We start from the raw sequence: 20,821 nt of genomic DNA, 5'->3' as shown, positions 1-20,821 counted from the left end.
GTTTTTCAATCCAGCAGGTGAGCGTTGAGGTCAGGGCGATAGACCTGCAGCAGTGGCGCGGTAACCGTGCCCTGCAGGCTGCAGAAGATCGTGGTGCGACCTGAGATCGGCGCGTTGGCGATGCCTTTGTCGATGCTCAATACCCGCTCGACGAAACCGAACGGCGTGGCCACGCCGCCGACCAGACCTTCGGTGCGCCAGCTGTCGATAGGGTCGCCCACCCGACGGATCTCCACCCGGACCATGGCGCTGCGGTCTGCCTTCAGGCGGTGGTTGTCCACCAGCAGAGGTTTGAGCGCTGCGGCCACTTCACGGGGCTCACCCTCGGCAATAAACCCCCAGAACAGCAGGTTACCCACCGACTTCAGCGACTGGGCTTCGTTGTAGTAGCCCACCAAGCGCACGCCGTTGACCAGCAGCGGCTGTTCGAACGCCTGGTAGCGTCCGCCTTCCTGCAAGGGGTTCAGGACCTTGGGCGCACTCACCGCGCCGTACTTGGCTACGGTCAAGGTCGCGGCCGGCAGTTGGGCGGTGTTCAGGCTCTGGAAAAACTGCGCATCGCAGCGTGAGAACTGGCTGAGCAACTGCTCGGATGCAGTCGCTGGCTGGCCGTGGGCGATGCTGGCGACGCTCAGCAGGCACAGGCCGGATAACAGGGTACGGAACATCGAAATCATCCGTGACAGGAAGGAGCCGCGGACTGTAGCAAGATTGATATCGACCAACCACTCGCCGAAAATCCCGCTGCCCCGTGACCAGGCCATTCATGGCCAGACCTCCCTGCCCCCAAGGACCACCCGCAGATGGAACTGTCAGAAAGACTACTGAAAATCCTCAAGAACAACCCCAGCTGGATCGGGCGGGTGTATGAGTCATTCATCATTTCGGCGATCAAGGACTTTGAGCGCAACAATCCGCCGGCCCATAGCCCTGACTTTAAGCCAGAGACCAACCGTAGGCCTTACGGTTACCTGCACAACAAGCTGTTCGACCCGGTCAGCGAAGACAATGGCGAAAGCGATGTGGCGGATATTTACTTTGGCTATCCGCAACCGCTCCTGGATTCGTGCAAGGTCACCACTGATCCCCTGAACGAAGACAAAGACTGGTTCTGCCGAACCACCTGGAACGGCTGGGCGGTGGAAGTCAAAACCAAGCTCGTCGACAAGACAGAGCGACCTCTTCGTCACATGGCCTATGCCAACGAACTGAAAACCGCGCTGCCGGTGTCTCCCAAGGCAGCCTGGATGCAGACCCGCAATGGCAAGGAATTAACCAGTAATCAGCTCAAACGACGCTGGGCAGACCTCTACGTTTATATCCTCTACCAACTCGACGACGGTATTCCGGACTTCACGGGCGCTACCGGCACCTACATCATGGTGATCCCGACCTTCATCTTGAATGAAGCCTTGAAAGACACTGGCGAAAACGCGGAAACCATTCAGCTCAACAAGCTCATGAAGGTTCTGGCCCCTCACCACCTACGCTACTTCACCTACCTGACGGAACACATTCCAGGGAAAATGCTCCAGCTCGCCAGTGAACATTGGCAAGAAATGTTTGCCTACAAGCGCGAAGGCGACGCCTTGAAAAGACAGTGGTACGAAAACATCCACCTGCCCTCTCTGGCAAAACCCCGCAAGCGATAACCGAACATGAAAAAGCCCCGAACCAGTCGGGGCTTTTTTGCACGACAACCACCCAGAGTCAGGTGGTGATCAAACGCTCATCAGAACACGTTGATCGGGTAGTCGACGAACACACGCAGTTCGTTGCCACCTTTGTTGTACTCATACGACTTCTGCGACACACGCAGAACCGAGCTGCGCACTTTGACGCTCAGGTCCTTGGCCGGGCCGCTCTGCACCACGTACTTGAGCTGGTTGAAGATTTCTCGCTCGCTGCCACCCGTGCTGTTGACGGTGGTGATGTTGTCGCCACGCACGTAGGCCACGTTGTAGGTCAGGCCCGGTACGCCGAAGGCGCCGAAATCCAGACCGTAGCCCAGTTGCCAGCTGCGTTCGTCTTCCGCGTTGAAGTCGGACCAGTAGGAGTTGGCCAGGTAGATGGTGTTGCCGCCATCACCCACATAGCCGGACTTCTGATAACCGCCATAGGCGTAGCCCAGGTGGCTGTCGCCGGTGCTGCGCTGATGGGCAACGGTGAACGAGTGCGGGCCAGTGGCGAAGGTCGCCGCCAGGCTCCAGATCTTGTTGTCCTGGCCGCCGGCGTTGAGGTCCTTGGCGAAGGATTTGTCCAGCTTGGTGCGGTAACCGTTGAAGTCCAGGGTCAGGGACTGATCGGTGGCCAGTGGGAACACGTAGTTCAGGTTCACGTATTGTTTCTTCAGCACGTCTTCGACGTCGGAAGCGTACAGCGCGCCCTTGAACTGTTCGGTGAACTGGTAGCTACCGCCCAATACGTTGATCGACTTCAGACCACCGCTGTCACGGCCTTCGGCGCTCTTGCGCGATTCGGCGGTGAAGTGACCGGCGTTCAGCTCCAGGCCCTTGATCTCCTTGGAGGTGATCAGGGTGCCGGTGTAGCTTTCCGGCAGCAGACGCGAGCTGTCGTAGTTGAGTACCGGCAGGGCCGGCATCTGGTCACCGTAGGTCAGCACAGTATTGGACAGGCGGAACTTGACCGCCGCACCGAACTTGCTCAGGTCATCGGCGGCGTTGCCGCTGTCGCCTTGCTTGAAGAAGTCGATACCGCTAGCGCCGCTGCGGCCCTTGCCGCCGTCCAGGCGCAGTGCGTACAGGCCGAAGGCGTCAACGCCCACGCCCACGGTGCCCTGGGTGAAACCCGAGGAGAAGGTGCCGATGGCAGCCTGGCCCCACTCGGCCTTGTCCTTGTTACGGTCTTTGTAGTCACGGTTGATGTAGGCGTTGCGCAGCAGCACTTTCAGGCTGCTGTCTTCGACGAAGCCCTTGGCATCGGCCTGGCCGTCGGCCATGGCCTGTGTAGCGCTCAAAATCCCCAGTGCAATCAAGCAGATCCGCTGTTTCGACATTTTATTTTCCTTATTACGGTTTGATGACGCGCTGTGAGCTCTTTCGGCTATGGCGTTTGAACGCTCTTCTACCGTCGAAACAAAAAAGCCCGACCGCGGGTGATCGCGACGGGCCTTTTATTATTCTGAAATATGGCTCTTGGCCACAGGCGTTGGGGGCGAATCCTATCTGCGCCCTGAACAACGTGTCAATTTCGTGAATCGTCTTTGAATAGCTGAAAATGTTCTAAGAACTGCGGGCTAGAGCATTGCCAGCTGCACGCTATGGCTGTCGACGAATTGTTCGAAGTGGGTGACTTTGCCGTTTTTGAGGGTCCACAAATGGGCCACTCGCACATTGATCGGCTTGCCCGAGGCCTTGTAGATGCCTTGGTAGTTGCCATACGCGAACACCTTGTCGCCCTGGGCCACATAGTTTTCCACCTTGAAGGTGAAGTCCTGCCATTCCGAGCCCAGGCGCTTGAAAACATGCTCCAGCACCGCCTCGAAACCGACGTAGGTGCCGGCATAGGGAAAGCCCGCCGCTTCGGTCCAACGCGCATCCGGGGCCAGGGCCGCAGCGGTGTTGCGCGCATTTTCCTGGGAGTTGGCACCTTCATAGGTGCTTTTGATCAACGCTAGGTTATCCATGGGTGACTCCACGCAGGTCAGGTGAGATCAAAGCGCACAACCGTCCAGGCCACAGGCCTGGACCGCGCCATGTTGAGGGGCATTACTGGCCCCCTGGGAAGCCTTCAACCACTGCGCGAAGGCCTCGGGCTTGCCCAGCCAGGGGCTGATGTCGAGCAACTGATAGCGCCCGTCCCGCTCCAGCGCCAGGGTTGGGAAACCCTGGCCGCCAACTTTGGCCAGCAGCGCCCGGCTGCTCTTTATATGCTCGTCCAGCTCAAGGGCCACCGCCTGATCGTAGGCGACGGCGAACGGTTGTGGAGCGAACCCCAGGGTCTGCGCCAGTTCCAGCAGGACGTCGCGATCGGCAATCCGCCGGCCCTCCAGGTAATGAGCCGTCTGCAGGCGCCCCAGCAATTCCAGTCCACGACCGCCCAGGGCCTCGGCGGCCAATACAGCGGCGATCGGCGGTGCCGAGTCGAACACTGCCGTGTGGTCACGCAATAGACCCTCGAAATAGGCCTCGCCAAAAGGTTGCCCTGTGTACTCGGCAATGCGTCGGTCATGGGGCATGACGTAATCACGCAACTGCGGCGACACCGGCTGGCGGTTGCGACCGGTCATCATGCCACCGGCATGGGCCACCACCGGCACCACTGCCTGGGCAGCCTGGACCAGTGGCTTGGCGCCATAGCACCAACCGCACAGCGGGTCATAAATGTAGTGAAGGGTGGCCGAGGACATAAGGGACTCCAACAGGATCTTGAGCATTCGATGGCCCGCAGACTATGCCCCGCACGCCAGGGGAAAAACCTCGAAATGGCTTTTAGTCTGTTGCTGTATTCGGTCGAATCAGTCTGTTTAGCCTGTGTATGCGTGCAGATACGGCGCCGACATAATTAGAAACAATAGTGCAAAGGAACTTTTGGCGAATAATTAACATAAGTAAATAGCACGCATTATCATTCGCACCCCTTGACTCACCTTCCTTTCGGATGCGCTTCAGATGCCTGCCCATTTCCGCCTTACGCCCCTGTCACTGGGACTCTGCACCCTGCTGACCGCCGGTTTTGCCTGTGCCGCCAGCACCACCCTGCCAACGACCTCCATCAGCGCCGAAGCCGAGGCCGACCCCGACGATCCCCGGGTCAAGGAAGTCAGCACCGCGACCCGCACCGCCACCGCCGCGCGCTATGTGCCCCAGGCCATCGACACGATCAAGACCGCCAACGTCCTGGACTACGGCCACAACGATCTGGGCAGCGCCCTGAGCGGCATTCCCAACGTCAGCAGCGGCTCCGACACCCGCTTCGACAGCCTGCGGATTCGGGGTTTCGATGCCAGCAACGACTTCTACCTGGACGGCATCCGCGACGACAGCCAGTACGTGCGCGACCTGCACAACATCGAACGTATCGAAGTGCTCAAGGGCCCGGCGGCCGTGCTCTACGGCCGTGGCAGCCAGGGTGGCATCGTCAACCGGGTGAGCAAGCTGCCGGAGTTCGGCCGCCGCTCCAGCGTCGAAGTCCAGGGCGGCAGCCAGGACCTGCGCAGCCTGTACGCCGACCTCAGTGCCGATCCGACGGAGAACCTCAGCCTGCGCCTGAACCTGGGCAATCAGGACCAGAACAGTTTCCGCGACGGCGTCAGTGGCAATCGCCAGCTGTTCGCACCGTCCATGAGCTGGCAACTGACCCCGGAGCTGAACTGGCTGGTGCAGTACGAATACAGCCGCTACAACCGCACCCCGGACCGCGGCATCACCAGCCTCAACGGCCGCCCGGCGAACGTCGGCCGTGAAACCACCTACGGCGACCACCGCGACTACATCGACGACAAATCCCAGTCCTTGCGCTCCAAGCTGACCTACGAGCTCAACGACAGCTGGCAACTGCGCCACACCCTGGCCGTGTTCAAGCTCGACAGCGACTTCGACAACACCTACCAGACCGGCTACAACGCCAACACCGGCAAAGTGCAGCGCCAGCGCTGGCAGCAGGATCTGAAGACGCGCAACATCTACAACAACACCGAACTCGAAGGCCGCTTCGACACCTTTGGCCTGGAACACCGCCTGCTTACCGGCATCGAGATCGGCAGCCAGCGCCGCGACCCGATCCTCTACAACGCCGCCACCGCAGGCCCCGGCAGCCAGGCGGTGCCCGCCGTGGATCTGTACAACCCCAATCCGTACCAGAGCCACACCGGTCGCATGCAGGTCTCCAGCAACAACCACACCGAGGTCGAAAGCCGAGCGCTCTACGTGCAGGACCAACTGCGCCTGAACGAGCAATGGCAATTGCTCGCCGGCCTGCGTTACGACAACTTCGATGTCGAGACCACCAACCGCCGCACCGGGGTTTCCGATAGCCGCAACAGCCACAGTGTCAGCCCGCGTCTAGGGGCAGTCTGGACGCCACTGGAGCACCACTCGTTCTATGCCTCGTGGAGCAAATCGTTCTCACCGGTGGGTGGCGGCCTGATCGGTATCACCCCGAACGCCGCCGGTAACGGCAACGACCTGAGCCCGGAGCTGACCCGGCAGAAGGAGGTCGGGGTCAAGAGCGATTGGCTGGGCGAGCGCCTGAGTACCACCCTGGCCGTGTACGAACTGGAGCTCTACAACCGTCGCACCACCGATCCGCTGGATCGCAACATCATCCTGATGACCGGCCTGCAACGCTCCCGGGGTATCGAGTTGACTGCCAACGGCAAGCTCGTCGGCAACTGGTACCTGCGCGGCGGCATCGGCCTGCAGGACGCGGTGGTGGTCAAGGACAACAACGGTTTCGAAGACAAGCGCGTGAACAACGTGGCCAAGCGCAACGGCAGCCTGTTCATCACCTGGAAACCGGAACTGGGCTGGTACGCCGAGACCGGCCTGACCCTGGTGGGCGACCGCTACGCCGATGGCGCCAACACCGTGGTGCTGCCGGGCTACGGCCGTTGGGACGCCCTGGCCGGCTACCGGCACAAGGACTGGGACGTGCGCGCGGCGCTGAACAACATCGCTGACCGCGAGTACTACAGCTCCGCCACCAGTGCCTTCCAGATCCAGCCGGGGGAGCCCCGTAGCCTGGTGGTCACTGGCAACTACCGCTTCTAAACGACCGGCCAAAAAAAAGCGCTGCCATCCCGGCAGCGCTTTTTACAATCCGTCGTTTTCTATCCTTTCACCACATCCCACAGTGCCTGCAGTTCCGCCTCGCTGAGCAATCCAGCGGGGTAACGCTCAACGATGATCCGGCGCGGATCAGGTTCCCTGATCTGACGCGTTCCATTGGACTTCAACCATTGCGCCAGAACCTGCAGCGACTCGTTATTCATTGCCAAGGGATGGGGTGCCCGCTCGCTGACCATATTCATTCCAGCGCTCTCTCCTGGTATCTGAGCGGCCTAACTTATCCAAGGTTTATGACAGAACAACAAAAGTTCCACCTGTCTCAGAATCACCACGAAGCAGATACAAGAGCTATGCCAAAGTGCCAGGTGGCTCGACGTACGGCCATGAAAAAGCCCGCAACCCATCTGGGCTGCGGGCTTGCTGAAAAGCACCAGGTGCGGAATCGGTCCGACGCCGTCAAACAGGCAACACCATCTGTTACAACGGCACTCAAATTCGCTGCGGCGCGGGCTGCTGTTGGGTAAGGCAATGGATATTGCCGCCACCCAGTAACAGTTCGCGCCCCGGCACCATCACCACTTCATGCTCGGGAAACAATTCCTGGAGGATGGCCTTGGCCGGTGCATCCATCGGGTCGTCAAAACTCGGCGCAATGATCCCGCCGTTGACGATCAGGAAGTTCACGTAGGAACCCGCCAGGCGCACGGAGGGATTACGCTCCTGGCTGCCTTGCACGGCATCGACACCGGCGCATTCCTCTTCGGTGGCATACAAGGGACCGGGAATCGGCATCTTGTGCACCTTGAAAGTGCGGCCCTTGGCGTCGCGGGTGTTTTCCAGCACCTGCATGGCCGCTCGGCAGCGGGGGTAGTTCGGGTCCTGGGGATCGTCGGTCCAGGCCAGCAGCACTTCGCCCGGGCGCACGTAGCAGCAGAAGTTATCCACATGGCCGTCGGTTTCGTCGTTGTACAGGCCATCCGGCAGCCAGACGATCTGCTCCACCGCCAGGTGCTCGCGCAATACCGCCTCGATCTGCTCACGGGACAGATGCGGGTTGCGGTTGTGATTGAGCAAGCATTCCTCGGTGGTGATCAGCGTGCCTTCGCCGTCGACGTGAATCGAACCGCCCTCGAGCACGAAGCCTTCGGTGCGGTACTCCTGGCAACGCTCGATCTCCAGCACCTTGCTAGCCACCTGCTCGTCACGGTTCCACGGCGCATAGAGGCCGCCTTCGAAGCCGCCCCAGGCGTTGAAGCCCCAGTGCACACCACGCACTTCGCCGCTGTGGTTGATGACGAAAGTCGGACCGGTGTCGCGGACCCAGGCGTCATCGCTGGACATCTCCACCACGCGGATGTTGGGTACGTCCAGGCGCGCCCGGGCGTTTTCATACTGGCCCGCGGAGACGGCCACGGTCACCGGTTCGAAGCGGGCAATGGCCTTGGCCACCGCCGCGTGGGCGGCCTGGGCCGGCTTGCCGCCCAGGCGCCAGTTGTCCGGACGCTCGGGCCAGATCATCCAGGTCTGGGTCTGGGTCGCCCATTCGGCCGGCATGTAGAAACCGTCGGCGCGCGGCGTGCTGTGCAAAGTGCTCATAGTGTTCAGGACTCCAGGGAACCGTCGAGGGTTTTCAGCGCGCCATAGAGGTTCGGACGACGGTCACGGAAACTGCCCCAGGCGCTGCGGATGTGCTCGAGCTCGTCGAGGTCGAAGCTGTGCACAAGGATACCTTCTTCGGTTTGGTTGAGCTCCTGAACCTTCTCGCCGAACTGATTGGCGATAAAGGACGAACCGTAGAAGGTGATGTCGTAACCGTCCTGCTCTTCGTTGCCGATGCGGTTGCTGGCGATCAACGGCATCAGATTGGCCCCGGCATGCCCCTGTTGCACTCGCTGCCAGTGGTCGCGGGAGGAAATGCTCTGGTCATGGGGCTCGCTGCCGATGGCGGTCGGGTAGAAGAGGATTTCCGCGCCTTGCAACGCCATGCTGCGGGCGCACTCGGGGAACCACTGGTCCCAGCAGATGCCCACGCCGATCTTCGCGTAGCGGGTGTTCCACACCTTGAAGCCGGTATCGCCCGGGTTGAAGTAGTACTTCTCGTGGTAGCCGGGACCGTCCGGGATATGGCTTTTCCGATAAATCCCCAGGTTGCTGCCATCGGCATCGATGATCGCGATGCTGTTGAATCGCGCACGCCCCGCCAGCTCGTAGAAGCTGATGGGCAGCACCACTTGCAACTCCCTGGCAACTTTCTGGAAGTGCGCGATGGCGACGTTGCTATCGACCGTGGTGGCCAGTTGCAGGTAGTCCGGGTTGGGCTTCTGGCAAAAGTACGGGGCCTCGAACAACTCCTGGATCAGGATGATCTGCGCACCTTTGGCGGCGGCTTCACGGACCAGTTTTTCGGCGGTTTCCAGATTGGCCTCAAGGTCCCAGGAACAAGCCATCTGGGTAGCGGCGACGGTAACGATTCGGCTCATGGAACAACTCCCGGGCAATGGACGCGGTCGATGACAACGGATAGGAAAAGGACGGGGCACGACAAGGTCGCGCCTGACGACGGCCACTTTATATCCGATAAATATCGACTTTAGAAGCCGAAGAATTCTTAACCGAGAAAAATATCCGACAAAATACCGATAACAATCGAATAAGCACAAACACATTCGCCGGCAAGCCGGCCCCCACAGAAAGGTGTAGGAGCCGGCTTGCCGACGAATGGAGATGAACGCAAGCGAACGACGAGCCCTTACAGATCTTCGCCCAGCACCTTGTCCAGCATGTCGACGAAGAAATCCACGCTCTGCCGGCTGGTGACCATCGGCGGCTTGATCTTGAGGATGTTCAAGTGATCGCCAGTGGGCTGCATGAAGATCCCCAGTTCCCGCAGGCGATCACACAGCAGGGTGGTCTCCTCGGTGGCCGGTTCCAGGGTCTGGTGATTGCGGATCAGCTCCAGCCCCAGGTAGAAACCGGAGCCATGCACCGCACCCACCAAGGGATGCAGATCCTTGAGCGCCTCCAGGCGTTGCCTGAAATGTTCACCCACCACCCGGGCGTTCTCCCAGAGGCCCTCCTCCTGCATCACATCCAGCACGGCGATGCCGATGCGGCAACTGACCGGGCTGCCACCGGATGAAGAGAAGAAATAGCCCTCGGCCTCCAGCGCCTCGGCAATCTCGCGACGGGTGATCACCGCCCCAAGGGGCTGACCGTTGCCCATGCCCTTGGCCATGGTGATGATGTCCGGCACCACGCCCTGCTCTTCAAAGCCCCAGAAGAACTTGCCCATGCGGCCATAGCCCACCTGGACCTCATCGGCGATGCACACGCCACCCCGGGCCCGAACCCGTTCGTAGACTTCCTGCAGATAACCCGGCGGCAGCGAGATGCCCCCGGCATTGCCGTACACCGGCTCACAGATGAACCCGGCCAACTGACGATGCTGCGCCTCCAGCTTGTGCAACTGCTGGTCGACGCTGCGCAGGTACTGCGGTGTGCTGTCCTGACCGCGGAACTCGCCGCGATAGGTGTTGGGCGCCGTCACCGGGTGCACCCAGTCGGGACGGCTGGTGAGAGCCTGGGGATTGTCGGCGATGGAGGTCGACACCGCGTCGGCCGCCACCGACCAGCCGTGATAGGCCTCCAGCACGCTGAGCATGTCGCGCCCGCCGCTGTAGGCCCAGGCCAGGCGAATCGCCAGATCGTTAGCCTCGGTGCCGCTGTTGACCAGAAACACCCGATCCATGGAGTCCGGCGCCAGGGCCAGCAGGCGCTCGGAGAACTCGGCGATCGCAGCATAGTGAAAACGCGAGTTGGTATTGAGCAGCGACCATTGGCGCGCCGCCTCGGCGGCCATGCGTGGGTGACCGTGGCCGAGCACCGCGACGTTGTTGAGCATGTCCAGATAGGACCGCCCTTGCATGTCGATCAGGTGATTGCGCCAGCCGCGCTCGATCCGCGGCGGGTCGACGTAGTAGTGCTTTTGCGAGCGGGCAAAGCTGGCATCGCGACGCTCCAGCAGGGTCTGCGGGTCCAGCTCCGGCTCGGCATCACAGGCCAGCCCCAGCAGCGCAGCCGGAGAGGGGCACAAGGCCTGCCAGGCAGGCGCCCGGGAAGGGGTACAGAACAGCGGTGGATCCAGCTCGGCCGCTCGACACAGCTGTACCTTGAGCCGACCGTCGGCTACCACGGCCCCCAACACCTGCCCCTTGACCAGGGCCGCCCCCGGGTGCAACGACGGCTCGACGCCCCACAAGCGCACGCTCAACGCCGGGCCATCCAGGCGCAGCAGGCCGTTCTCGGCACGGTGCAGCACACCGGCGAACGGTGCTTCTACCTGCGTGCCTGCCGGTACTTGCAACTGCACATGCAACGGGCAGGTTTGCGGCTCCAGGGCGCTGTCGGGGCAGGTCCGCGACAAGCGGTACTGGCCATAGCGACTGGCGGCCAGGCCATGGGCAACAGCGGCTTCGGCCAACAGGCGATCATCGATCCCCGACTGCTCCCAATTGCCGGCTTCGAAGTGCGGGCTGAGCACTCCCAGGTCGATCAGGGCGAACTCGCGCCCTACCAGGCTCGGCAGCAGCGGGACGAAGCCGTCACTGCCAATGGCCGGCAGCGACTCCCCGACAGCGCTGAGAATGGCCGCTTCCATGAACTCGAAAGACACGGAGCTGGCGACCCGGAAAATCTCCCACTCGTGGTGCAAATTGGCGCGGCTGTAGGCGTTGCCCGGATCGATGCTGACCTGCTGCTCGCCACTGAGCACCAGCACCGCGGCGCGGGCCACGATCAATGGCCAGAGCGCCAGCAGTTCGGCCCGTTGCAGCGGGTTGACCTGGTGATAGGCCTGGATCGCCGGCAGGATGCGCAGCGGATCGCCCTCGGCGTGATGCAGCAGTGCGGCGCACGTCACCGACAGATCGGTGATGCGCCAGGTACGGATCAGGTCGCCGAAATCGATCACCCCCTGCAACTGCCAACGGCGCGCGGCATCCCGCTGCCAGACCACGTTGTCGTCGGTGATGTCCATGTGGATCGCCTGCACCGGCAATTGCTCCTGCAAGAGCTGCAGCCGACGTTCGGCGCGCTGCGCGGTGTCAGCGATCAAGGCCCGTTGCTGCGGGTCATGGATGACTGGCAACAAATGCCCGATCAGCGCCTGGGCATGCCGGGCATCCCATTGCAGGGTGCGTTCGAGCCCCGGATGCTGGAAACCTTCCAAAGCCAGGTCCATCTGCCCGCAGAGCCGGCCAAGGCCCGCCACCAGCTCGTTCCCCAGGTGCGGCAGGTGGGTCAGGGAGCGACCCTCTATATAGTCGAGCAACCGCACGTGCAGCGCTTGCCCGGCAATCTCCAGGGACAGCAGGTCCGCACCGTTTTTGGCCGGAATCACCCTGGGCACTCGCAGATCGGGGTATTGCTGCAGGTGCTTGAGGCCCGCGTGCTGCGCTTGCAACTCCAGGGCCGAGTAGTCGCCGCGGCAGATCTTCAGGACAAAGCGGCCCCGGGGACTGTCGAGGCGATAGTTGAGGTCCTGCTGGCTGCCCAGAGACTGCAAGGTGCCTTGCAGACCGTAATGGGTTTCCAGCAGCTCCAGCGCTTGCTGTGCAGTGACCTGTGGGCTGGGCAGACTGGCGCGGTGGATCAAGGTGGCGAGCAACATACAACGATCCCTGGAATTGTTATAAGCCGCTTATATCGCCATTGCCCAAGGCGTTACGCAAGCCCAAAGAACGGGAAACAGACAGGCACCGTCCCCGCCTCAACCCTGCACTTTGCGAAATTTCCGACCGCTCGCGGTGAAATCGACTGATGGCGCCTATTGCGCCTAAGACGTCGTGTCGACAAGCTATGCTGCATTTTTTGCAGTAAATGATCGTTTTCAAGGACACAGGCCCTCCAACATGCGCATTCTCGTCACCGGCGGAGCCGGATTCATCGGCTCGGCTCTGGTCCGCCATCTGATCCAGCACACAGAACACGAAGTGCTGAACCTCGACAAACTGACCTACGCAGGCAACCTGGAGTCGCTGCACAGCATCGCCAGCGACAGCCGCTACGAATTCGTCAAGGCCGATATCGTCGACCAGGCCACCGTCAGTGCGGTGCTCGCACGCTTCCAGCCCCACGCGATCATGCACCTGGCAGCCGAGTCCCATGTCGACCGCTCCATCGACGGGCCGTCCGACTTCATCCAGACCAATATCGTCGGCACCTACAGCCTGCTGGAGGCAACCCGCGCTTACTGGCAGAAACTGCCCGAAGCGGAAAAGGCCGCTTTGCGCTTCCACCATATTTCCACCGACGAGGTCTATGGCGACCTGCATGGCGTCGACGACCTGTTCACTGAAACCACGCCCTACGCCCCCAGTTCGCCCTACTCCGCCAGCAAGGCTGCGTCCGACCATCTGGTCCGCGCCTGGCAGCGTACCTACGGCCTGCCGGTGCTGATCACCAACTGCTCCAACAACTATGGCCCGTTCCACTTTCCCGAGAAGTTGATCCCTCTGGTGATTCTCAACGCCCTCGCAGGCAAGCCGCTGCCGGTCTATGGCAATGGTCAGCAAGTGCGCGACTGGCTGTACGTCGAGGATCACGCTCGGGCGCTGTACAAGGTGGTGACCGAGGGTGTGGTCGGCGAGACTTACAACATCGGCGGCCATAACGAACAGAAGAACATCGACGTGGTACGCGGCATCTGCAGCCTGCTGGAAGAACTGGCCCCGCAAAAACCCCAGGGCGTTGCCCACTACGCCGACCTGATCACCTTCGTCCAGGACCGCCCGGGCCACGACCTGCGCTACGCCATCGATGCCGGCAAGATCGAGCGGGAACTGGGCTGGGTGCCAGAAGAAACCTTCACCAGCGGACTGCGCAAGACTGTGCAGTGGTACCTGGAAAACCTCGAGTGGTGCCGTCGAGTACAGGACGGCAGCTACCAGGGCGAACGCCTGGGTTCCACCGACATCAAGGATCTGATTGCATGATTAAAGGCATTGTTCTGGCGGGCGGCTCCGGCACCCGTCTGCACCCCATCACCCTCGGTGTCTCCAAGCAACTGCTGCCGATCTACGACAAGCCGATGATCTATTACCCGATCTCGGTACTGATGCTGGCCGGCATCCAGGACATCCTGATCATCTCCACCCCCCAGGACTTGCCGCAGTACCGCAACCTGCTGGGTGACGGCAGCCAGTTCGGCGTACGCTTCAGCTATGCCGAACAACCTTCACCGGATGGCCTGGCCCAGGCGTTCCTGATTGGCGAAGAGTTCATCGGCAATGACCCGGTGTGCCTGATCCTGGGCGACAACATCTTCCACGGACAGTACTTCGGCGAACAACTGTGCGCTGCCGCCAAACGCAGCTCCGGCGCTACGGTGTTCGGTTACTGGGTCAAGGACCCGGAGCGCTTCGGGGTCATCGACTTTGACAGCGAAGGCCGCGCCCTGTCCATCGAAGAGAAACCCAAGAAACCGAAATCCAGCTACGCCGTCACGGGTCTGTATTTCTATGACAACGACGTGGTGCAGATCGCCAAAGCAGTCAAGCCGTCGCCCCGTGGCGAACTGGAGATCACCGACGTCAACAACGCCTACCTCAAGCGTGGCGATCTGCATGTGGAGCGCTTTGGCCGGGGCTTTGCCTGGCTCGACACCGGCACCCACGATAGCCTGCTGGAGGCCTCGCAGTACGTGCAGACCATCGAGCACCGTCAGGGTTTGAAGGTCGCCTGTCTGGAGGAAATCGCCTACCAGAACCAATGGATCAGCCGTGAGCATCTGCTGGAGCGCGCCGCCTACTTTGGCAAGACCGGCTATGGCCAGTACCTCTTCACCCTGGCCGGGGAGACGCAATGAAGATCATCCCCACCGACCTGCCCGGCGTGCTGATCATCGAGCCCAAGGTGTTCGGCGACGAGCGTGGGTTTTTCTACGAGAGTTTCAATGCCAAGGCTTTCGCCGACGCCACCAGCCTGGATACTCAGTTCGTTCAGGACAACCATTCACGCTCGCAAAAAGGCGTGCTGCGTGGCCTGCACTATCAGTTGCAGAACACTCAGGGAAAACTGGTACGCGTGACACAGGGCGAAGTGCTCGATGTGGCTGTCGATATCCGTCGCAGCTCAGCACACTTTGGTCAATGGGTAGCCGTACGCCTCTCGGCCGAGAATCATCGCCAGCTCTGGGTTCCCGAAGGGTTCGCCCACGGTTTCGTGGTGCTCAGCGACTTTGCCGAGTTCCTCTACAAGACCACCGACTATTACAATCCCGCAGCCGAGCGCAGCATTCGCTGGGACGATCCGACCCTGGCCATTGACTGGGAACTCACCGAGCCCCCGCAATTGTCCGCCAAGGATCAGGCCGGCAGCCTGCTGGCCGAGGCCGATCTGTTCCCATGAGCACTCCCCTGAAAATCCTCATCAGCGGCCAGCACGGCCAGGTTTCCCGCGAGCTGCAGCAGCGGCTCGGCGACCTGGGCGAACTGGTGGTCCTTGGTCGAGACCAACTGGACCTGAGCCACCCGGAACAGATTCGCCAGCAGGTCCGCGCCATTGCTCCGCATCTGATCATCAACGCCGCCGCCCACACCGCCGTCGATCAGGCCGAAAGCGAGCCGGAGCTGGCCTTTGCGATCAACGCCACGGCCCCCGGGATCTTCGCCGAGGAAGCCCGGGCACTGGGTGTGCCACTGATTCACTACTCCACCGACTACGTGTTCGATGGCCGCAAGGACACGCCCTACGTAGAGGAGGACGAGCCCAATCCGTTGGGGGTCTACGGCCAGAGCAAGCTGGCGGGCGAACGGGCCATCAACCTGGTACAGGGCCAGCACCTGATCCTGCGCACCAGCTGGGTCTATTCCAGCCATGGCAAGAACTTCCTGCTGACCATGCAGCGCCTGCTGCAGGAGCGACCCGAGCTGCGGGTAGTAGCCGACCAGATCGGCGCGCCCACCTGGGCCGGCACCATCGCCAACAGCACGCGCGCCCTGATCGAACGCTGGCAGTCCGGGAATCACGGCGCCTGGGGCACCTATCACCTCACCGCCCACGGCGAGACCTCCTGGTTCGGTTTCGCCCAGGCCATCGGCGAGCAGTTGCTGGCCCTGGACAAGCCTTGTGCGGTGCTCGAAGCCATCCCCTCCAGTGCTTACCCGACCCCGGCTCCTCGGCCGCTGAACTCACGCCTGGACTGCAGCCGCCTGGCTCGCGAATGGGGCGTGATCCAGCCGGACTGGCACAGCGCACTGCGCGAGTGTCTTGCCGAGCAGGGCTAGGCATAATGCGCCTGTATCCACAGGCGCCCTTTCCATGACCGCACCTCTTCCCCGTCGTCCCCGCTGGCGCAGCCTGGCCCTGCTGGCCCTGTGCCTGGCGCCGTTGCTGTGGCCGCTGGAGCACTTGGCCGAGCGCTACTATCGCAACGAGCTGACCAGCCAGAATCGCCAGACCCTCGACCTCTACGTGGCCAACCTGCTGGGCACCCTGCACCGCTACGAAGTGCTGCCGCAGATCCTCGGCGACCTGCCGGCGCTGCGGGCGGTGCTGGGGGCCCCGGACGACGGCGTGACCCAGGGCAACGCCAACCGCCTGCTGAAAAACATCAGCGCCCAGACCGGCGCCGAAGTCATGTACCTGATGGACACCAACGGTAAAACCCTGGCGGCCTCCAACTGGGACAAGCACGACAGTTTCGTCGGGCGCAATTTCGCCTTCCGCCCCTATTTCAGCGAAGCCATGGCCGGACGCCTGGGACGGTTCTTCGGCCTGGGCACCACCTCGGCCAAGCGTGGCTACTTCTTCGCCGCTGCAGTGCGCGACGGCGAACGGATGCTGGGCGTGCTGGTGGTCAAGGTGGACTTGGACCATACCGAAAGCCTTTGGGGCAAGACCCCGGAACAATTGCTGCTGACCGACCACAATGGCGTGGTGATCCTCACCTCGCGCCCTGAATGGCGCTTTCGTGCGACCCGGCCACTGAGCGACGAGGAACGCCAGGCCATCGTCGCCATCCAGCCCTACCCAACCCGAGATCCGCGCCCACTGAGCCTCAATCCCGATGCCTGGCTGACCCAGACCCAGCAGATCGAGGAAACCCGCTGGAGCGTCAGCATCCTCGCCCCGCGCACCCTGATCGATCGTCCGGTGCGCACCGTGGTGGCGGTCGGCGCTGCTGCGTTGCTGGTGCTGATGCTGCTGCTCGGCCTGATGATGCAGCGCCGCCGCCACTACCTGGAGCGGATCGCCTTCGAAGCCAAGGCCCGGCGCGAGCTGGAGAGGCGCGTGGCCGAGCGCACCAGCGATCTGGAGAGCCTCAACCGGCGCTTGAAACAGGAAGTACTGGAACGCGAAACCGCCCAACAGGAACTGGTGCGCGCCCAGGACAATCTGGTCCAGGCCGGCAAGCTCTCGGCCCTGGGCACCATGTCGGCGAGCATCAGCCATGAACTCAACCAGCCCCTGGCGGCCATCCGCAGCTACGCGGAAAACGCCGAAGTGCTGCTGGACCACCAACGCACCGATGACGCCCGGGGCAACCTCAAGCTGATCAGCGAACTGACCGGGCGCATGGCCTCGATCATCGCCCACCTGCGAGCCTTCGCCCGGCGCGATCACCACGCCCCGGAAAGCGTCGCCCTGCAACCGGCCCTGGACGATGCCCTGGCCCTGCTGGCCAAGCGTCGCCGGGCCATGGAAGTGGAGCTGATCCGCGACCTGCCAGCCGCTACCCTGTGGGTCGAGGCCGGGGAAACCCGCCTGCGCCAGGTCCTCGGCAACCTGCTGGCCAACGCCCTCGACGCCCTGACCGAAAAGGGCCCGCCGCGCAAACTCTGGCTGAGTGCCGAGTCCACCGCCACAGGCGTCAATCTGTACATCCGCGACAACGGCCCGGGCTTCTGCATGGAGGCGCTGGGCCGCGCCGGCGAGCCGTTCTACACCACCAAGACACGGACCCAGGGACTGGGCCTGGGACTGGCGATCTGCGACACCCTGATGCGCGCCTTTGGCGGTGAACTGTCGTTCGCCAACCACCGTGAAGGCGGCGCCCTGATTACCCTGCGCCTGCGTGCCGGGGCCCCCGGCGTGAGCCTGCAGCCCTCCGAGGATCGCGGGGTATGAAACGCAGCGACAACTCGTTAGCCACCACGCCCGGCCCAGCGATGCTGGCCACGACACGACCTGGAAAGTGACCGATGACCCGTCCCGACAGCCTCGACCCTCAGCTGCAAGTGGTGTTGATCGACGACGATCCGCACCTGCGTCAAGCCCTGAGCCAGACCCTGGACCTGGCCGGGCTCAAGGTGCTGTCCCTGGCCGAGGCCCAGGGCCTGGCCCCGCGCCTGGAGCGGGACTGGCCGGGGGTGGTGGTCAGCGACATCCGCATGCCCGGCATGGATGGCCTGGAACTGCTCAACCAATTGCATGCCCAGGACCCCGAGCTGCCGGTGCTGCTGATCACCGGTCACGGCGATGTGCCCCTGGCCGTGCAGGCGATGCGCGCCGGTGCCTATGACTTTCTGGAAAAGCCCTTCGCCAGCGATGCCCTGCTCGATAGTGTGCGCCGCGCCCTGGACTGGCGGCGCCTGGTGCTGGACAACCGCAGCCTGCGCCTGGCCCTCAGCGACCGCCAGGAACTGAGCGCGCGGCTGGTGGGTCAGTCAGCGCCGATGCTGCGTCTGCGCCAGCAGATCGGCGCCCTGGCGGCAACCCGCGCCGATGTGCTGATCCTGGGTGAAACCGGCGCCGGCAAAGAAGTGGTAGCTCGCGCCCTGCATGACCTCTCGGGGCGGCGCAACGGGCCATTTGTGGCCATCAATGCGGGCGCTCTGGCCGAGTCGGTGGTGGAAAGCGAACTGTTCGGCCACGAACCGGGAGCCTTCACCGGCGCGCAGAAACGCCGCATCGGCAAGTTCGAATTCGCCAACGGCGGCACCCTGTTCCTCGACGAAATCGAAAGCATGAGCCTGGATGTCCAGGTCAAGCTGCTGCGCCTGCTGCAGGAGCGGGTGGTGGAACGCCTGGGGGGCAACCAGCTGATCCCCCTGGACATCCGCATCATCGCCGCGACCAAGGAAGACCTGCGCCAGGCCGCGGACCAGGGCCGCTTCCGCGCCGACCTTTACTACCGCCTTAACGTGGCCCCGTTGCGCATTCCACCCCTGCGCGAGCGAGGCGAGGACATACTGATGCTGTTCCAGCACTTTGCCGACGAGGCCAGTACCCGCCACGGCCTGCCACCCCAGGAACTGCAACCCGGGCATCGTGCCCTGCTGTTGCGCCATAGCTGGCCGGGTAACGTGCGGGAACTGCAGAACGCTGCTGAGCGCTTCGCCCTGGGTCTGGAACTGGCCCTGGACAACAGCGAGCCGGAGCAGGCTGCCATCGCCTCCCCGACGTTGATTGCCGGCGGTCTGAGCGAACAGGTGGAACACTTTGAAAAGAGCCTGATCGCCGCCGAACTGACGCAACCCCACAGTTCGATGCGCAGCCTTGCCCAAGCCCTGGGCATTCCGCGCAAGACCCTGCACGACAAGCTGCGCAAACACGGCTTGAGCTTCGCCGACGGCGGCGCCAGCCACTCCAGCGATGAATCCGAATGAGCCGCACCGTCAACCCTTCGTCCCTTGAGGCCCGTGCATGAACCGCGACAGTCGCTACCTGGAATCCATCCTTCACCACGACATTCCCCTGACCCGGGACATGGGCCTGAAGGTGCTCGACTGGCAGGCGCAGCAACTGCGCCTGCAACTGCCGCTGGACGCCAACGTCAACCACAAGAGCACCATGTTCGGCGGCAGCCTGTACTGCGGTGCGGTGCTGGCCGGTTGGGGCTGGCTGCATTTGCGGCTCAAGGAAGAAGGGATAGATGACGGGCATATCGTCATCCAGGAAGGGCAGATCAGTTACCCGCTACCGGTCACCGGCGATGCGGTGGCGATCTGCACCGCGCCTGATGACAAGCTCTGGAAGAAATTCCTTGCGATGTACCAGCGCCACGGTCGTGCCCGCCTGACCTTGCACAGCCGTGTGGTCAACGTCGGCAGCGACGACGACGCCGTACGCTTTGCCGGTCAGTACGTCCTGCACCGCTGACCCGTTTCGCAACCTGCTCAAATCTGTAGGAGCTGGCTTGCCAGCGAAGAGGCCGGAAATGCTTGCACAGGGCTCAAGGGCCCCTTCGCCGGCAAGCCGGCTCCTACACAAAAGGTGGCAGAGGCAAGTCGCCGTGGGGCGATCAGGCGCGGGCCAGCTCCAGCAGTTTGCCGCGCCACGGAGCCTTGGCCGGTAGCGCCAGGAAGAAGCCGTTGAGCAAGGATTCCCGAGGGGGATAACAGAACGGTGCGCCCGCAAGATCCAGCACTTCGCCACCCGCCCCTTCGAGTACACCCTGGGCCGCCGCGGTGTCCCATTGGGAAGTCGGCGCCAGGCGCGGATAACAGTCCGCCGCGCCTTCGGCCAGCAGGCAGAACTTCAGCGAACTGCCGATATTGGCCAATTGCAATTCACCCAGGGCAGCACTTAAGCCACCCAACAAGCGCTCCTGCTCCGGGCTCGAATGGCGCCGACTGGCCACCACGGTAAAGGCCTCGCCAACACCTGGCTGTTCACGCACCTGGATCGCTTGCGGCGCTTGCCCCTGATCCACACGCCAGGCGCCAAGGCCAGCACCACCGAGATAACAACGGCCATTGGTGGGCATCGACACCACGCCAAACACCACACGCCCCTGTTCGATCAGGGCGATGTTGACGGTGAACTCTTCACTGCCGGAAATGAACTCCTTGGTGCCATCCAGCGGGTCCACCAGCCACCAGCGCTGCCAACCGGCCCGAGTCGCCTGGGGAATATCGGCATCTTCTTCGGACAGCACCGGGATGCTCGGGTCCAACGCCGTCAGGCCAGCCACGATCAAGTGATGGGCCGCAAGGTCGGCGGCGGTCACCGGCGACTCGTCAGCCTTGTGGTTGACCGCCACTTCGGCGCGCCAGAACGGCAGGATCGCCTCGCCAGCGCGCAAGGCCAGCTCGGCCACCGGCGCCAATAAAGGATGGGGAAAATTCATC

Annotated in this window: 18 protein-coding genes; 9 read left to right on the top strand and 9 right to left on the bottom strand. The window is 62.6% G+C overall.

Annotated features, from left to right (window positions below; all coding sequences use genetic code 11):
• Window positions 1–5: 5 nt before the first annotated feature.
• Window positions 6–668 carry a hypothetical protein gene (locus WIN67_RS01575; RefSeq protein WP_339070537.1) on the bottom strand — a complete coding sequence of 221 codons (663 nt, stop codon included), beginning with the start codon at window positions 666–668 and terminating at the stop codon, window positions 6–8.
• Window positions 669–803: 135 nt separating this feature from the next.
• Between WIN67_RS01575 and WIN67_RS01570 the strand changes: the two genes are divergently transcribed.
• Window positions 804–1,652: a hypothetical protein gene (locus WIN67_RS01570; protein WP_170002015.1), complete on the top strand. Its 849-nt coding sequence runs from the start codon at window positions 804–806 to the stop codon at window positions 1,650–1,652.
• Window positions 1,653–1,732: 80 nt separating this feature from the next.
• Here the strand turns inward: WIN67_RS01570 and WIN67_RS01565 are convergent, their stop codons facing one another.
• The 3 genes from WIN67_RS01565 to WIN67_RS01555 form a co-directional block, all read right to left on the bottom strand.
• Complete coding sequence (locus WIN67_RS01565) at window positions 1,733–3,016, bottom strand: OprD family porin (protein ID WP_213664570.1); 1,284 nt, start codon at window positions 3,014–3,016, stop codon at window positions 1,733–1,735.
• A 240-nt stretch (window positions 3,017–3,256) separates the two neighbouring features.
• Window positions 3,257–3,646 (bottom strand): nuclear transport factor 2 family protein, encoded by a 390-nt coding sequence (locus tag WIN67_RS01560; protein WP_339070536.1) that lies wholly within the window; start codon window positions 3,644–3,646, stop codon window positions 3,257–3,259.
• 27 nt (window positions 3,647–3,673) lie between these two features.
• Window positions 3,674–4,369: a DsbA family protein gene (locus WIN67_RS01555; RefSeq protein ID WP_110595337.1), complete on the bottom strand. Its 696-nt coding sequence runs from the start codon at window positions 4,367–4,369 to the stop codon at window positions 3,674–3,676.
• Between the two features lie 262 nt (window positions 4,370–4,631).
• Between WIN67_RS01555 and WIN67_RS01550 the strand changes: the two genes are divergently transcribed.
• Window positions 4,632–6,731 (top strand): TonB-dependent receptor, encoded by a 2,100-nt coding sequence (locus tag WIN67_RS01550; RefSeq protein ID WP_123391750.1) that lies wholly within the window; start codon window positions 4,632–4,634, stop codon window positions 6,729–6,731.
• Window positions 6,732–6,790: 59 nt separating this feature from the next.
• Here the strand turns inward: WIN67_RS01550 and WIN67_RS01545 are convergent, their stop codons facing one another.
• From WIN67_RS01545 to WIN67_RS01530, 4 genes are all read right to left on the bottom strand, one after another.
• Window positions 6,791–6,991, bottom strand: a complete 201-nt coding sequence (locus WIN67_RS01545) for a hypothetical protein (RefSeq protein ID WP_102862685.1) — start codon at window positions 6,989–6,991, stop codon at window positions 6,791–6,793.
• A 247-nt stretch (window positions 6,992–7,238) separates the two neighbouring features.
• Window positions 7,239–8,345, bottom strand: coding sequence for an agmatine deiminase (gene aguA / locus WIN67_RS01540; protein WP_102862684.1), 1,107 nt, complete (start codon window positions 8,343–8,345; stop codon window positions 7,239–7,241).
• Between the two features lie 5 nt (window positions 8,346–8,350).
• Window positions 8,351–9,229 carry an N-carbamoylputrescine amidase gene (aguB, locus tag WIN67_RS01535; protein ID WP_102862683.1) on the bottom strand — a complete coding sequence of 293 codons (879 nt, stop codon included), beginning with the start codon at window positions 9,227–9,229 and terminating at the stop codon, window positions 8,351–8,353.
• 269 nt (window positions 9,230–9,498) lie between these two features.
• Window positions 9,499–12,417: an aminotransferase gene (locus WIN67_RS01530; protein WP_339070534.1), complete on the bottom strand. Its 2,919-nt coding sequence runs from the start codon at window positions 12,415–12,417 to the stop codon at window positions 9,499–9,501.
• Window positions 12,418–12,658: 241 nt separating this feature from the next.
• Here WIN67_RS01530 and rfbB point away from each other — a divergent pair, with 241 nt between their 5' ends.
• The 7 genes from rfbB to WIN67_RS01495 all read left to right on the top strand — a co-directional run bounded on the left by rfbB (window position 12,659) and on the right by WIN67_RS01495 (window position 19,850).
• The gene (rfbB, locus tag WIN67_RS01525; RefSeq protein ID WP_102882164.1) at window positions 12,659–13,741 is read left to right on the top strand and encodes a dTDP-glucose 4,6-dehydratase; all 1,083 of its coding nucleotides are present in this window, start codon (window positions 12,659–12,661) and stop codon (window positions 13,739–13,741) included.
• Window positions 13,738–14,613: a glucose-1-phosphate thymidylyltransferase RfbA gene (gene rfbA, locus WIN67_RS01520; protein WP_273923637.1), complete on the top strand. Its 876-nt coding sequence runs from the start codon at window positions 13,738–13,740 to the stop codon at window positions 14,611–14,613. The genes rfbB and rfbA overlap by 4 nt, the downstream gene beginning before the upstream one ends.
• The gene (gene rfbC / locus WIN67_RS01515; protein WP_339070532.1) at window positions 14,610–15,155 is read left to right on the top strand and encodes a dTDP-4-dehydrorhamnose 3,5-epimerase; all 546 of its coding nucleotides are present in this window, start codon (window positions 14,610–14,612) and stop codon (window positions 15,153–15,155) included. Before rfbA ends, rfbC begins: the two co-directional genes overlap by 4 nt.
• Window positions 15,152–16,033 (top strand): dTDP-4-dehydrorhamnose reductase, encoded by an 882-nt coding sequence (gene rfbD, locus WIN67_RS01510; protein WP_306398930.1) that lies wholly within the window; start codon window positions 15,152–15,154, stop codon window positions 16,031–16,033. The genes rfbC and rfbD overlap by 4 nt, the downstream gene beginning before the upstream one ends.
• A 34-nt stretch (window positions 16,034–16,067) precedes the next feature.
• Window positions 16,068–17,876 (top strand): sensor histidine kinase, encoded by a 1,809-nt coding sequence (locus tag WIN67_RS01505; RefSeq protein ID WP_110595333.1) that lies wholly within the window; start codon window positions 16,068–16,070, stop codon window positions 17,874–17,876.
• Window positions 17,877–17,950: 74 nt separating this feature from the next.
• Window positions 17,951–19,357: a sigma-54-dependent transcriptional regulator gene (locus WIN67_RS01500; RefSeq protein WP_102882167.1), complete on the top strand. Its 1,407-nt coding sequence runs from the start codon at window positions 17,951–17,953 to the stop codon at window positions 19,355–19,357.
• Between the two features lie 37 nt (window positions 19,358–19,394).
• Entirely contained in the window at window positions 19,395–19,850 is a 456-nt protein-coding gene (locus WIN67_RS01495) for a thioesterase domain-containing protein (protein ID WP_110595331.1), read from the top strand.
• A 142-nt stretch (window positions 19,851–19,992) separates the two neighbouring features.
• On the opposite strand, the gene cysQ is transcribed toward WIN67_RS01495, so the two are convergent.
• Complete coding sequence (gene cysQ, locus WIN67_RS01490; RefSeq protein ID WP_339071673.1) at window positions 19,993–20,820, bottom strand: 3'(2'),5'-bisphosphate nucleotidase CysQ; 828 nt, start codon at window positions 20,818–20,820, stop codon at window positions 19,993–19,995.
• Window position 20,821: the final 1 nt, after the last annotated feature.

It is taken from the genome of Pseudomonas idahonensis (assembly GCF_037903935.1).
GTDB classification, from domain to species: Bacteria; Pseudomonadota; Gammaproteobacteria; order Pseudomonadales; family Pseudomonadaceae; genus Aquipseudomonas; species Aquipseudomonas danubii.
This window is presented reverse-complemented; position numbering and strand designations above follow the sequence as displayed.

Bases quoted from the DNA above. Each gene is read 5' to 3' on its own strand.
- WIN67_RS01575 (WP_339070537.1), bottom strand. From the start codon at position 668: ATGTTCCGTACCCTGTTATCCGGCCTGTGCCTGCTGAGCGTCGCCAGC.
- WIN67_RS01570 (WP_170002015.1), top strand. From the start codon at position 804: ATGGAACTGTCAGAAAGACTACTGAAAATCCTCAAGAACAACCCCAGC.
- WIN67_RS01565 (WP_213664570.1), bottom strand. From the start codon at position 3,016: ATGTCGAAACAGCGGATCTGCTTGATTGCACTGGGGATTTTGAGCGCT.
- WIN67_RS01560 (WP_339070536.1), bottom strand. From the start codon at position 3,646: ATGGATAACCTAGCGTTGATCAAAAGCACCTATGAAGGTGCCAACTCC.
- WIN67_RS01555 (WP_110595337.1), bottom strand. From the start codon at position 4,369: ATGTCCTCGGCCACCCTTCACTACATTTATGACCCGCTGTGCGGTTGG.
- WIN67_RS01550 (WP_123391750.1), top strand. From the start codon at position 4,632: ATGCCTGCCCATTTCCGCCTTACGCCCCTGTCACTGGGACTCTGCACC.
- WIN67_RS01545 (WP_102862685.1), bottom strand. From the start codon at position 6,991: ATGAATATGGTCAGCGAGCGGGCACCCCATCCCTTGGCAATGAATAAC.
- aguA (WP_102862684.1), bottom strand. From the start codon at position 8,345: ATGAGCACTTTGCACAGCACGCCGCGCGCCGACGGTTTCTACATGCCG.
- aguB (WP_102862683.1), bottom strand. From the start codon at position 9,229: ATGAGCCGAATCGTTACCGTCGCCGCTACCCAGATGGCTTGTTCCTGG.
- WIN67_RS01530 (WP_339070534.1), bottom strand. From the start codon at position 12,417: ATGTTGCTCGCCACCTTGATCCACCGCGCCAGTCTGCCCAGCCCACAG.
- rfbB (WP_102882164.1), top strand. From the start codon at position 12,659: ATGCGCATTCTCGTCACCGGCGGAGCCGGATTCATCGGCTCGGCTCTG.
- rfbA (WP_273923637.1), top strand. From the start codon at position 13,738: ATGATTAAAGGCATTGTTCTGGCGGGCGGCTCCGGCACCCGTCTGCAC.
- rfbC (WP_339070532.1), top strand. From the start codon at position 14,610: ATGAAGATCATCCCCACCGACCTGCCCGGCGTGCTGATCATCGAGCCC.
- rfbD (WP_306398930.1), top strand. From the start codon at position 15,152: ATGAGCACTCCCCTGAAAATCCTCATCAGCGGCCAGCACGGCCAGGTT.
- WIN67_RS01505 (WP_110595333.1), top strand. From the start codon at position 16,068: ATGACCGCACCTCTTCCCCGTCGTCCCCGCTGGCGCAGCCTGGCCCTG.
- WIN67_RS01500 (WP_102882167.1), top strand. From the start codon at position 17,951: ATGACCCGTCCCGACAGCCTCGACCCTCAGCTGCAAGTGGTGTTGATC.
- WIN67_RS01495 (WP_110595331.1), top strand. From the start codon at position 19,395: ATGAACCGCGACAGTCGCTACCTGGAATCCATCCTTCACCACGACATT.
- cysQ (WP_339071673.1), bottom strand. From the start codon at position 20,820: ATGAATTTTCCCCATCCTTTATTGGCGCCGGTGGCCGAGCTGGCCTTG.